Annotated in this window: 1 protein-coding gene (cut by a window edge); it reads right to left on the reverse strand. The window is 44.4% G+C overall.

Annotation, left to right across the window (positions count from 1 at the left end):
- On the reverse strand, positions 1–15,529 hold the end of the coding sequence (locus AC3B6G_RS06450) for a DUF5776 domain-containing protein (RefSeq protein WP_489849590.1). Its footprint extends 18,782 nt past the window's final position; the window shows 15,529 of its 34,311 coding nt (coding positions 18,783–34,311); its start codon lies beyond the right edge, outside the window; it ends in the stop codon at positions 1–3.

The following is a 15,529-nucleotide window of genomic DNA, read 5'->3' on the forward strand; positions in this document are numbered from 1 at the left end:
TTAAATAGATTTAACAAACTTCTTGTTACTTGTGATGTAACCACCATTGCTAAGGTAGAAACGAGTAATTGATCCTTGTGTTACCGTCTTAACAATATTAAGTGTCCGACCTTTAGCAATCCATTTACCCTTATCGCTAAAGTCCTTACTTCTGTGAATTTGAATACCACCACGTTTAGTAACTTTAATTCTTCTTACGTTATCAGCCTTTTGATAGTAAATACTGTGAAGATATGCTGTCTTAAGAATGTATTTACCATTAGCCAACTTGTAGAATGTTCTACCATTCTTAGTTACTTGACCAATAATTCTAAATACCTTGGCATATTTAACCTTTTCGGCATCATAGTATTCAGCTCGTGGACTGTTTACATCTGGTTCGGTGTAAACTTGAACATCCTTAGTACTGTAAAGATGTTGAATTCCAGGAGTGTATTCACCAGAACCAGCATTACTACTTGATGAACTAGATGCAGGGGTAACACTACCATTATTAGCTGAACTAGCATTACTGCTTGGTGCAACAGAACTGCTTGATGGCTTTGCACTCGAGCTACTTGGCGTTACCGAGCTACTCGATGGTGTTGCACTTGAGCTGCTTGGCGTTGCCGAACTGCTCGATGGTGTTGCACTTGAACTGCTTGGCGTTGCTGAGCTGTTCGATGGTGTTGCACTTGAACTGCTTGGCGTTGCTGAGCTGCTCGATGGTGTTGCACTTGAGCTACTTGGTGTTACATTAGCAGCACTCGATGCATTGCTTGCCGCACTCGATGCTTGACTAGCAGCGGAACTAGCAATACTGTTATCATCACTAGCAGCACTAGCAGCGGAACTAGCAGCCTTGCTTTCATCAGATGCCTTTGAAGCATGAGATTTAGCGGCACTAGCAGCACTCGATGCTGCGGATGAAGCACTTGATGCAATCGAAGCTTCACTTGAAGCAGCTGAACTGTCACCACTTTGAGCAGCCTTGCTTGCCGCACTAGCAGCACTCGATGCAGTAGATGCAGCTGAGCTTGCTTGACTAGCAGCACTCGATGCTGCACTACTGTCACTGGATGCGGCAGATGCAGCAGAACTAGCAGCACTACTATCACTGGCAGCTTTGCTTGCCGCACTGGATGCTTGACTGGCAGCGGAACTGGCTTGGCTAGCAGCACTCGATGCTGCACTATTTCCAGATGCCTTTGAAGCAGCTGAACTGGCTTTACTTGCATCACTTGCAGCACTCGATGCAGCAGAACTAGCTCGACTGGCGGCACTCGATGCGGCACTCGAATTACTAGAAGCACCAGAAGCAGCGGAACTAGCAGCACTCGATGCAGAACTAGCACTAGAATTATTAGAAGCAGCAGAACTAGCATCACTGGAAGCTGAACTGGCTGACTTAGCAGCAGAACTTGCTTCACTAGCGGCACTATTAGCAGAACTAGCAGTTGAACTAGCACTCGATGCAATTGATGCAGCACTCGATGCAGCAGAAGCAGCAGAACTTGCTTCACTAGCATGTTTACTTGCAGCGCTAGCAGCACTGGATGCTTGACTGGCAGCAGAGCTGGCTTCACTGGCATGCTTGCTTGCATCACTAGCAGCACTGGATGCAGCAGAACTATCACCACTTTGAGCAGCGGAACTAGCTTTACTTGCATCACTTGAAGCTTGACTAGCTGCAGAACTTGCAGCCTTACTTGCAGAACTAGCTGCAGATGAATCATTAGATGCTTGACTAGCTGCGGAACTAGCTGCAGATGAATCATTTGAAGCTTGACTAGCTGCGGAACTTGCAGTAGAAGCAGCACTGGATGCTTGACTAGCTGCAGAACTGGCTGCACTGTTTCCAGAAGCATTAGAAGCTGTACTTGAAGCTTGACTTGCTGCAGAACTAGCACCAGAAGCATCAGACTTAGCACTTGATGCTGCGGAACTTGCTGCACTTGAAGCGGAACTTGCTGCAGAATGAGCACTTGAAGCACTACTACTGTTTGAAGCAGCACTGGAATTGTTAGATGCAGCACTCGATGCAGCGCTTGAGGCCTTAGATGCGTCACTAGCAGCAGCACTGGCAGCAGCAGCAGAATTAATATCAGCATTGGCTTGACTGTCTAGATCTTTTGCCTTAGCTTGATCATCGATTGCTGCTTTAGCAGCACTTTGAGCAGTTGAAGTAGCAACAGAAGCAGCATTCTTAGCATCACTAGCAGCATTAATTACTTGATTAGCAGCATTAGCGTAGCTAGAAGCTTGTTTGGCAAATGCATTGGCAGATCCAGTGTTTCCATCACTAATTGCAGCATTGGCTTGACTAACGAATACGCTAGCCATGTTAGCATTTGAACTAGCAGCACTGGAGGCACTGTTAGCAACACTAGCAGCAGAACTTGCTACATCGTAAGCCGAACTAGCCATTCTATTTTGAATATCCGCATCGCTCTTAACGTTATTCAAGGCTGCTGAAGCACTTTGTAAGTTCTTAGCAACACTTGAAATGGTAGCGTTAGAAGGATTACCGGCAACGTAACTACTCATTGTTGCTGATTGAGAAGCAACGTTATTAGCATAACTAGTTACAATTGTAGCGGCACTCGATGCTTGACTAGCAGCAATACTTGCTGCCTTGTCGTCGGCATTAGCAGCGGAAGCAAAGCTAGAAGTTACGAAACTAGCATTCGAAGCAGCAGAGCTTGCAGAACTAGCAGAACTGGAAGCTCCACTATTAGCACCAGAAGCAGCAGAACTAGCAGCACTTGAAGCACTGTCTAATGAAGCAGCAGCGACATTTGCTGTCTTTTCATCAGAAAGAGCTTGAGAAGCAGCACTTTGAGCAACCTTCGTTAAACTAGTAGTTTCATTAGCAGCATTCTTTGCAATTGCTTCATTCGATACAGCCACACTTGCTAATGATTCTGCAAGACTAGTAAAGGTAGCACCAGCAGAAACATTCCCAGCATTGATAGCTGATTGAGCTAATGCATAATTATTATTAACATTACCGGCTTGAGCAGCAATTGCAGCACTGAGGGAAGCAACAACACTCGTTTGATATACCACGTTACTGTAAGCAGTAGCCGCAGCAAGTTTTTGAATTTGTGCATCACTATTTGCACTGTTGATAACTGTCATTGCACTAGATGCAACTTCATTAGCAGACTTGATAGCTGCATTCGAACGATCAACATTGTAGTAACTATTGATAGCACTTGCAGTTTGAGCATTGTTTACAGCATTAGAACTAACAACTGAAGCAGCAGAACTAGCAATTGAGTTAGCACTGGATGCTGCATTTTGGTTAGCACTAGCAACACTGTAATCAACAATAATTGCACTTGCAGCAGAGCTGAAGGCACTGGATGCAGAACTAGCAGAACTAGCACCACTCTTAGCACCAGAAGCAGCAGAACTGGCTGCAGAACTGGCACTATTAACGATGCTTGCAGCAATGACTGTGTTAGCAAGATCATTAGCAGCTTGACTTGCAGCAACACTGGCAACAGAAGTATCAGAACTAATTGCAGAAGCATTCGTTAAGATACTTTGAGCAGCATTTTCAGCAGCAGCAACGGCGTTGGTAGCTAAGGCAGCATACCTGTCACCAATTACATTGTTTCCAGCTAAGTATGCCTTGTTAGCTAAACTATCGTTTTGAGCAACTGCATTAGCAGCTGATGAAACAACATTGTTCAAACTAGTATTTGAGTTGTTAGTAGCTTCAGCAGCACTAGCAGCACTATTAGCAATGCTTGCTTGAGAAGCAGCATCGGTAGCATAACTAGTAGCTGATGCATTAGCGGCATTAGCAACGTTAGCATAACTTACAAGTGATTGGTTAGCAGAATTAGCAGCAGCAAGACTAGCAACACTAGCATTTGCTTTAGCAGCACTTGCAGCATTGGAAGAAGCAGCCTTAGCATCTTTATCAGCAGTATTAGCATAAGATCTTGCTGATTGAGCATTAGTACTACCAGCACTAACTGCACTATTAGCAATCGACTTAGCAGAATTTGCTGTACTACTATTACCACTGGCACCACTAGCAGCGGAACTTGCGGCACTAGCAGCCTTAGAAGCGTTTTGAACATCAACCTTGGCTTGGCTATCAAGAGCAGAAGCTTTAGCTTGATCGATGATAGCTTGACTTGCAGCATTGGATGCCTTAGTAGTTTGTGCAGCAGCATCGGAAGCAGCAGCACTAGCCGCATCAATTACAGCATGAGCAGCACTAGCATAACTTATTGCTTGGCTATTTAATGAACTAGCAGCAGCAGTGTTACCTGCACTAGCGGCACTGGCAGCTTGACTAGCAACAAAGTTAGCCATGTTAGCAGCAGAACTAGCAGTTTGAGCAGCACTTGCTGTTACACTTGCATCATTCTTAGCAGCACTTGCAGCAGCACTGGCAATTACGTTTTGACTATCAGCATCTGCCTTAACACTTGTCATTGAAGCTTGAGTACTCTTCAAATCAGAAGCGATAGAAGCAACGATTGAGTTAGTTGGATTATCAGCAACGATGCTATTCATGTTAGCACTTTGAGCATCAACATCGTTGGAGTAACTAGTTACAGCATTATCAGCACTAGATGCTTCAGAAGCATAACTCTGAGCGGTAGAAGCATCAGCATTAGCAGCGGAGTTGAATGAAGCAGCACTTGCAGAACCACTATTAGCAGAACTTGCGGCACTTGATGCAGCACTTGATGCTGAACTATTACCACTGTGAGCGGCATTAGAAGCATCACTAGCAGCACTGTTCAACTTAGCAGTAGCTAAGCTTTCAGCACTTTCATCAGCAATCGCTTGACTGGCAGCCGAATTACCAACGACATTCAAACTCTTGATGTTAATGACAGCAGCATTGGCAGCAGAAGCATTAGCAACTGCAATGGAAGCATATGATTGAACTGCTGAAGTTTGATCCATAGCACTGGAAAGATTTCCATTGTTATAGTTTACGGCAGCTTGACTAGCGATGAAGTTAGCCATGGCATTGGCACTTTGAGCAGCAGCATTAGCGGAACTAACGACAGCAACTTGAGCGTCAACTGTGCTATCGGCACTAACCGCAATGCTCTTTTGACTTTGAGCATCACTATTAGCACTATTAACAACAATCATTGCACTTGAAGCAATCGAAGCAGCAGACTTAATAGTAGCGTTAGAAGGATCATTATTTAATAGGCTGTTGATAGAACCAGCAGTTTGACTATCAATCGAAGCATTGGAACTAACAACTACTGCAGCACTTGAAGCTTCACTTGCGTACTTAGAAGCAAGTGCTTGATCTGCACTGGCAGTTGCAACATCAGAAGTAGTTGCACTTGCAGCGGAACTGGCTGAACCAGATGCAGAATTTGCAGAACTGGCACCACTCTTACCACCGTTAGCAGCAGAATTAGCAGCATTAGATGCACTGCTAATTACACTAGCATTAAGGCTGATCGTTTGAACATCCTTATCAGCTTGAGAAGCAGCAGAACTTGCAATGTTAGTTTGAATTGCAATTGCATCTGAGTTAGCAGCCATTGAGGAAGCAGCCTCACTAGCAACAATTACAGCTGTAGAAGCAACAGTCGAGTAACTATTAGCGGATGCAATGTCTCCTGCTAGGTAAGCAGAGTTAGCTAAACTATCATTATTGCTTACTGCAACAGCAGCACTCGAAACCGTGGAGCTCAAAGTAGCAGTTGAAGCATTGATACTATTAGCCACACTAGCAGCTTTACTTGCAATGCTAGATTGAACTTGAGCATCGCCATCAGCAGAACTGATTACTGAGGTTGCTGAACTAGCTATAGCAGCATAACTAGCTAATGAAGCATTAGCGGAGTTTGCAGATGCAAGAGAAGCAACACTAGCATTGGCCTTTTCAGCAGAAGTAGTATCACTATTAGCAACTACGGCATATGATTTAGCTTCACTAGCGTAACTATTAGCAGCAGAAGCATTAACATTAGCACCAGATGCAGCACTATTAGTAATTGTTTCAGCTGAACTAGCAGCAGAACTGTTGCCAGAAGCAGCGGAACTATTACCACTAGCTTGACTAGCAGCACTATTAGCAGCACTACTTGCAGAAGTTACAGTAACTGCATAACTTGAAGCAGCTTTTTCATCTGCTTCAGCCTTAGCAGCAGCAGATGATGCAATTACAGTTGCATCTGAAGCAACTTTAGATTGGGCAGTGGCATCATTTACGAAACTATCCATATTCGAAGTAGCAACACTAGCTTGAGCATAGTAAATACTTCCAGTAGCAACGTTACCAACATTGTAATAACTTACAGCAGAACTAACTAAGGCATTAATACTTTGAGCTGCTGATTGAGCATTGGTGTCATCGTTATCAGCCTTATTAGCAGCATTCTTTGCTGTAACAGCAGCGGAACTAGCAATGACAGCTTGACTTTGAGCATCAGCATTCAAACTACTAATTGCGGAAGCAGCAGCACTGGCAGCTTTGTTAGCACTATTGACTAAGCTGTTCTTAGCATTTGCACTAGCAAGACTTGAAGTTGCAGCAGCTTGACTAGTAGCCACACTATTATAACTAGAAGTTACGTTAGCAGCAGAACTGGCGTCTTGAGCATAGCTAGCAGCCTTATTAGCATCTGCATCAACTGAACTAGCAATTACACTAGTTGCACTAGCTTTACCTGAGGCAGATCCAGGAAGACTATTAGCTGAGCTAGCACCAGACTTACCACCATTGGCAGCACTGGATGCAGCACTGGCAGCGGAACTAGCAGCACTGGATGCGTCACTAGCAGCTGAGTTAGCCGAATCAGCCTTACTTGAATCACTCTTTGCTCGACTAGCAGCACTAGATGCAGCACTAGCAGCGGATTTAGCAGCTGCACTAGCTGATGATGCATCAGATGCAGCGGAACTGGCCGCACTGGCAGCTGACTTAGCAGCAGAACTATCGCCCTTGGATGCGGCGGAACTAGCAGCATTGGATGCACTAGCAGCTTTACTTGCAGCGGAACTAGCAGCATTAGATGCAGAACTAGCGGCACTATTAGCGGAACTAGCATCATTGTTAGCAGAACTAGCATCACTGGCAGCAGACTTAGCATCACTAGCAGCACTGGCAGCTTTACTTGCATCAGAACCAGCAGCACTAGCAGCACTGGATGCAGCTGAGTTACCAGGAACATTATTAGCAGCAGAACTTGCTTCACTAGCAGATTTACTTGCCGCACTAGCATCACTATCGGCACTTGATGCTGCTTTACTTGCCCCACTAGCAGCAGAACTAGTATTAGCACTATCGGAACTGGCACTAGCAGAATTAGACCCTGCACCAGATTCACCAGAAGCATCACTAGCAGCGGAACTAGCGGCATTGGATGCTTGAGAAGAACTACTATCAGCAGCACTAGCATTAGCAGCGGAACTAGCAGCACTATTTATCTTATCATTCAAAGCACTGGCTGCAGATTCATCGGATTCAGCCTTACTTGCAGCAGTTGATGCAATTGCAGTTGCATTAGCAGCGGCGTCACTAGCAGCATTAACTGAACTTACAACTGCACTAGCATTAGCAACATAGCTATTAGCAGTTGAAATTGCAGATTGGGCTGTGATCATATTGCCAGCCTTGATTGCATCGCTAGCTTGACTAGCAAATACACTAGCCATATTAGCATTGGAACTAGCAATTGAGTTTTCATTGTTAGCAACACTGGCAGCTGATTGAGCAGTTACAGCAGCGGAACTGGCAGCACTCTTTTGAGCATCAGCATCACTCTTAAGGGTAGCCATGGAACTCATGTTAGAAACCATAGCACTCGTGATACTAGAAATAACTGGGTTCCCACTGTTGATTGGATCATTAGCAATTGTAGCAATTGCCTTACTTTGAACATCAGCATCATTAGCATAGCTGTTAACAACTGAATCAGCACTGGATGCATCATTAGCATAACTTTGGGCCTTAGATGCATCAGCATCAGCACCCTTAGCAGCAGTTGATGTAGCAGCACTAATCGAGGAAGCAGAACCACTGGCACCACTAGCAGCACTAGATGCACCACTATTAGCAGAACTAGCAGCCTTACTTGCATCACTAGCGGCACTGTTCAATGAACCAGCAGCAACACTAGCAGTATTTTCGTCAACTTCAGCTTGACTAGCAGCTGAACTAGCAACATCCGTTAAGCTAGTAGTTGCAGCAGCATAACTAGCTGCACTGATTTCAATTGCGTGGGCATCACTAGCAGCTGATTGAGCAATACTAGTTTGTTGACTAGCAGCAGAACCATTTCCTAATGTGTAAGCAAATGAAGCTTGAACAAAGGCACTATTAGCAAGACTAGCAGCAGTAGATACGGCAACGTTTTCACTTGAGATGGCACTTACAATCGAGTTAACGTTATCTCTTGCACTAGCAGCAACGCTCTTTTGTGTTTGAGCATCACTATTAGCACTATTGATAACAGTCATAGCACTATTAGCAATACTATTAGCTTTACTGATATCAGAGTTAGAACTATTTTGAACGAATAAGCTATTTACTTCACTAGCAGTACTACTGTTCAAGATTGCATTAGAACTAACTACTGAAGCAGCAGAACTAGCTTTGGCAGCGTAACTAGAAGCAGCAATTGCATTACCACTTGCAGTGTTGTAATCAATGGAAGTTGCACTAGAATCAGAAGCAGCAGAACTAGCAGCACTAGATGCAGAACTGTTACCAGAAGTAGCAGAACTAGCAGCACTAGATGCATCTGAATTAGCGGAACTGGCAGCGGAACTAGCACTGGAAGCAGCACTGTTGGCACTGGAAGCAGTTGATTCAGCACTAGCGGCATTCGATGCTTGCTTACTTGCATCACTAGCAGCACTAGCAGCAGCGGAACTGGCAGCATTAGCAGAGTTAGCAGCCGCACTAGCAATTGAAGCATCCTTGCTGGCAGTGCTCTTGTCACCCTTTTGAGCGGCAGAACTAGCATCGGCAGCAGCACTTGATGCAATCGTATTAGCGGAACTAGCGTCAGCAGCAGCACTTGATGCAATCTTAGCATCACTAGCAGCAGCACTATTAGCACTTGAAGCAGCAGCACTAGCATTATTAGCAGCACTGGCTGCAGAACTGGCAGCACTAGCAGCGGAGTTAGCAGCACTGGCTGCAGAACTAATTACCTTGTTAGATGGGAATTGAGAAGCTTGACTATTAGCTTCGGAAGCTTGGCTAGCAGCCTTACTAGAGATGCTATTAGCAGAACTAGCAGCACTGGAGATAACAACACTAGCGGAACTAGTTGCAGCAGAAGCTGAACTAATTACTGTAGAGTTACTATCAGTCCCATTATTAGCAGCAGATGCATCACTAGCAGCCTTAGATGCGTCGGAAGCATCACTGGCAGCGGCACTAGCATTAGCGGCATCGCTCGTAGCTTTACTTACCGTTGCAGCATAACTAGCAGCAGAAGCTTCATCAGCCTCAGCCTTAGATGCAGCAGCACTCGCATCATCAGTAGCAGATTTAGCAGCACTACCTTGGTTGACCGCATCCGTATTGTAATTTGTAATTCCAGCAGCCATACTTGCAGCTTGGGAATTAAGAAGACTCCCTTGTTCGTTAGCTCCGATCGCGTAAGCGGAGTTTGCTTGACTAGTCAATGCATTGACGCTACTTACAGCAGCAACAGCATTAGCGTAATCTTGGTCAGCCTTGTTAGCAGCATTTCTAGCAATTGTAGCAGCACTAGCAGCCTTGCTTGCTTGAACTTGAGCATCACTATTGAAGTTAGATACTTGAACAGCAGCGGAACTAGCAAGATTATTAGCAGTATTGACGGCACTGTTTTGCGTATTAGCAGCAGCATAACTAGATGCAATCGCAGCTTGACTAGAAGCTTGGCTATTGTAACTAGAAGTTACAACGGCAGCGGAACTAGCATTAGCAGCATAGCTAGATGCAAGATTAGCGTCATCGTCAACCTTCTTAGCAGTTGCAGAAACTGTAGAAGCATTGGAACTAGCACTACTATTTGCACTTGAAGCAGAACCAGAACCAGCATTAGATCCACTAGCAGCACTAGATGCAGCAGAATTTGCGGAATTTGCAGCAGAATTTGCGGAATCAGCAGCACTACTATCATTAGCAGCTCTAGAAGCAGCAGAACTAGCAATACTATTATTAGATTCGGCATCACTTGCAGCACTGGATGCATCAGCACTAGCTTGACTAGCGGCACTTGCAGCAGATTTAGCAATACTATCTGCACTTGATGCAGTAGAACTATCACCGTTATTAGCAGCAGAACTGGCAATTGAAGCAGCATCAGAAGCAGTGCTATTAGCAGCACTTGCAGCCTTACTGTCATCATTAGCTTTACTACTATCACTAGCGGCCTTAGATGCAGCAGAACTAGCAATTGAAGCAGCACTTGAACCATCAGCGGCAGCGGAACTAGCAGCACTGGCAGCGGAACTAGCAGCACTTGCAGCAGAACTCATCGTACTGTTCTTAGGATTCTCAGAAGCAGCCTTAGATGCAGCACTTGCTTGACTAGCTGCACTTGAAGCAGCCTTAGATGCAGCACTTGCATCACTACCTGCTGATTTAGCGTTATTACTTGCTTGACTGGCTGCACTCGAAGTAGCAGTAGAATTACTATCTGTTCCTTTATTAGCACCAGAAGCAGCACTAGCAGCACTTGAAGCATCACTAGCTGATTTAGCAGCATTATTAGCAGTTGAAGCCTTAGCAAGATCAACATTAACTTGATTATCTAATGCACTAGCTGAGTTTTGATCATCAATGGCCTTAGATGCAGCTACTTGAGCAGTAGAAGTTTGCGCTTTGGCGTCAGTAGCAGCAGAACTAGCAACAGAAATTACGGCATCAGCAGCAGATGCATATGCCTTAGCATTATTCGTGAATGAAGTTGCCAATGACATGTTGTTATTGTTGATAGCATCAATAGCTTGACTAGCATAAGTATTAGCCATGTTAGCATTTGAACTAGCAACAAACGCAGCACTAGTAGTAATACTTGCATCAGTACTTGCAGCGTTATAAGCAGCTTGGGCAATACTTGATTGACTATCAGCATCTTTCTTAACATTGTTCATTGCTGAACTTGCAGTAGCAACATCGGAAGCAGCTTTGCTTATTGCAGCATTGCTTGGGTTAGCAGAAACGTAACTGTTCATAACTGAGCTATTAGAAGTAACATCATTTGAGTAACTAGTTACTGCATTATCAGCACTGGCAGCGGAGTTATTTGCAATACTTGCATTCTTAGCATCAGTTGTAGCAGCAGAATTAAATGATGTTGCGGAAGAACTAGCACTATTAGCACTAGAAGCAGCAGAACTAGCAGCACTTGATGCCCCACTATTAGCTGAACTATTTGCATTAGAAGCAGAGTCAGCAGCACTGTTCATAGAAGCAGCAGCAAGACTAGCAGCACTTTCATCAGAAATGGCTTTACTTGCAGCAATCTTTCCAACCACAGTTAAACTATCAGTTGCAGTTGCAGCACTAGCAGCACTGGATGCAGCGGCAATTGCAATGTCGCCATATTCTACAGCTAATGATGTATCCTTAGCTGCACGAACAGTATCACCACCATTGTAATCAATAGCAGCATTCGCAGCAGCATCATTTGCTCTAGCATTAGCACTAACAGCAACACTATTAGCAGAACTAATCAAGGCAACAGCATCATTAACTTCTGAATCAGCACTCGAAGCAGTAGCCTTTTGTAGTTGAGCATCAGCGTTGGCGTTATTGATAACAACCATTGCACTGGATGCAACTATTGAAGCACTACTAATTGTTGAATTAGTTGGGTTAGCGTTGTAGTAGCTGTTGATTTGATCAGCAGTCTTACCGTTAAGAACAGCATTCGAACTTACGACAGAAGCAGCAGAACTAGCAACCTTAGCATAACTTGAAGCAGCAATTTGATTACCACTTGCAAGAATTACATCAGATGATGTTGCGCTAGCAGCAGAACTGGCCGCACTAGATGCAGAACTTGCTGAACTTGAACCCTTAGATCCATTAGATGCAGCGGAACTAGCTGCACTAGATGCATTTGAAGCACCGCTTGCATTAAATGATACAGTTTGAACATCAGCAGATGCTTGAGCAGCAGCAGAACTGGCAATAGTAGTATAGCTTTGAATTGCGCTGGAGTTGTTTACTAACGTTTGAGCTGCACTTTGGGCAGTTGAAACAGCAGCACTAGCAGTTGAAGCAAATGCATTCCCATCACTGGTACTACCTGCCAAGTAAGCAACATTAGCTTTACTATCATCTTCACTAACAGCACTATTAGCACTGGCAATTGTTGAGTTCAAAGTAGAAGTTGATGCATTAATACTTTGAGCTTGAACATTAGCACTAACCGCAATACTTGATTGAACGTTAGCATCAGAATCAGCAGAGTTAACCTTAGCCATAGCAGCACTTGCAACAACAACGTAACTAGATAATACGCTATTAGAAGAATTAGTACTATTTGTTGCTAAACTACTTAAATTACTAAATGCAGATTGAGCACTAGCAGTAATACTATTAGCATCAATTGCATATGATTTAGCAGCACTAGCATATTGACTAGCTAATTTAGCATTATTGTCGATTCCAGAAGTAGCACTATTTGCAATACTCTTAGCGGAACTGGCATTACTACTGTTTGAACCGGAACCACTAGCAGCAGAACTAGCTTGACTAGCAGCACTGGAACCAGCAGCAGCAGCGGAACTGGTATCAGCTTCGTAACTAGCAGCAGAATTTTCATCCTTAATTGCTTGGTCTCTAGCAGCCTTAGCAACAGCAGTAGCTGATGAAGCAGTTGAAGCTTGAGCACTAGCAGCCGTTTCGTAACTGCTCATGGTTGAAGTAGTTGCACTAGCTTGGTCAGCATAGAATGTAGCAGCTGATTGGTTACCAGCATTGTAATAACTAACCGCTTGACTTACTAAACTATTAACGTTCGAAACCGCAGTTTGAGCATTAGCATTGTTTTGATCAGCAATATTAGCAGCGGAACTAGCTACTTGGTAAGCACTGGCAGCAATACTTGCTTGTTTAGAAGCATCAGCATTGAAGTTAGATACTTGAACTGCAGCAGCACTAGCAGCAGCGTTAGCACTAGATACCAAACTGTTGGTAGCATTTGCACTAGCAAGAGTTGATGTTGCAGCAGCTTGACTAGAAGCTTGACTATTGAAGCCAGAAGTTACGGCAGCAGCACTGGCAGCTTGACTAGCATATTGACTAGCTGACGTTGCATCAGCGTCGGCTGACTTAGCAGCATCAGAAGTTGCACTAGCGTGATTGGAAGCAGAACTTGGAAGAACACTAGCAGAACTAGCACCTGACTTGGATGCACTTGATGCACTTGATGCAGCAGAGTTAGCAGAACTAGCATCATTTGATGCGGAACTAGCGATTGAGTTATCGTTTGCAGCTCTAGATGCGGCACTGGCAGCCTTAGAAGCAGCATCGCTGGCAGCACTGGCAGCAGATTTAGCAGCAGAGCTATCAGCAGAAGCACTAGCGGCAGCGTTTGAAGCATCGCTAGCAGCACTAGCAGCTGCAGAACTGTCACCATTATTAGCAGCAGAACTGGCAATTGATGCAGCTTTACTTGCAGCAGCAGCATTTGAAGCAGCAGCACTATTGGCACTTGAAGCAGTGCTATTAGCGGCGCTGGCATCATTTGATGCAGAACTGGCATCGCTTGAAGCGGACTTGGCATCATTAGCTGCGGAACTAGCAATTGCTGCTGCGGAACTAGCGGCATTAGCAGCACTCTTAGCAGCTGAGTTACCGGAAGCTTCGCTAGCAGTAGATGCAGCAGCACTAGCTGAGTTAGCAGCAGAACTAGCATCATTGCTTGCAGCACTTGCATCTGATCCAGCCGTACTGGATGCACTATTAGCAGCACTACTATCATTATTAGCACTGGTTGCGTTCGAACTAGCACCAGAAGTACCGGATGCATCACTGGCAGCAGAACTTGCATCGCTTGCAGCTTTAGAAGCATCACTTTCAGCACTAGCAGCACTGGCGGCACTTGAAGCTTCACTGTTAATTTGAGTATTCAAACTATCAGCAGAAGTTTCATCAGCTTGAGCCTTAGATGCAGCAATTGATGCATCCTTAGTTGCACTAGATGCCGCTACATTAGCAGAACTGGCAGAACTAATAACCGCAGTCGCATTATTAGCATAACTAACAGCTTGTGAATTGAAACTAGTAGCTTGAGCAAAATTATGAGCGTCGATAGCCGATTTAGCTTGGCTAGCAACAAAGCTTGCCATGTTAGCATTCGAACTAGCGATGATATTCAAGCTGTTGGCAACACTAGCAGCAGAACTGGCAACGACATAAGCAGAACTAGCACTAGCTTTTTGATTCTTAGCGTCACTATTATAACTAGTGATGGCAACACTATTACTGTTCATCGCACTTTGAGCACTTACGATAGCAGAGTTGCTTGGGTAGTTAGAAGCAAAGCTCTTAATAACTGCACTTTGCTTATCAGCATTTGCAGAATCATTGGCAACAACGCTAGCAGCACTGGATGCAGTTGAGGCAAATGCAGAGGCAGCATTTGCATCGGCATTAGCATCTGAAGCAAAGTTGAACGTATCAGCACTGGCACTGGAAGCAGCAGAACTAGCGGAACTAGCAGCACTGGATGCTCCACTATTATTAGAAGTGTTAGCACTTGAAGCAGAAGCACTGGCACTCGTTAAGCTAATCATTACTGAATTAACTGCATTTTCATCAGCAACTGCTTGCTTTGCGGCTGAATTAGCACTACTAGTTAATTCAGTAGCATTGGAAGCAGCGCTGTTGGCAATTGAAGCGTAGGAACTAGCAATAGCAGCTACTGAACTAGCTTGAGTTGTAAATGAAGATGCCATTACGTAGTTACCAGTATTATAAGCACTAGCAGCATTTGAATAGTAGATGTTTACATTAGTAACAGCATTTGATACGTTTACACTTTCAGAACTAATCAAACTAGCTTGACTAACAACCGCACTGTAAGCACTAGAAGCAACGTTTGATTGAATTTGAGCATCAGTATTAGCACTGTTAATAACTACCATTGCACTAGAGGCAACACTAGAAGCACTCTTGATGACTGAATCAGTCGTGTCATTGTTGTATTCACTAGCAATCGTACTTGCCATCGTTGATGCTGTGATTGCAGTTGAACTAACAACAGAAGCAGCAGAACTGGCACTCTTTTCGTCATTCGAAGCAGAAGTTACATCAGTTGTAGCTGTACTCATATCGATAGTAGCAGCACTGGCTGCGGAACTTGCAGCAGATGATGCAGAACTTGCAGAGCTAGATCCCTTTGAACCACCTGAAGCAGCAGAACTAGCTGCACTTGATGCGCTGGAAGTTACACTAGCATTGATTGAGATGGTTTGAACATCGTTAGAAGCTTGACTTGCAGCTGAACTTGCGATGTTAGTGTAGCTTTGAATTGCACTAGAGTTATTAACTAAAGTATTAGCAGCACTAGAGGCAGCAGTGACAGCTTCG

It is taken from the genome of Nicoliella sp. ESL1149, assembly GCF_058107265.1.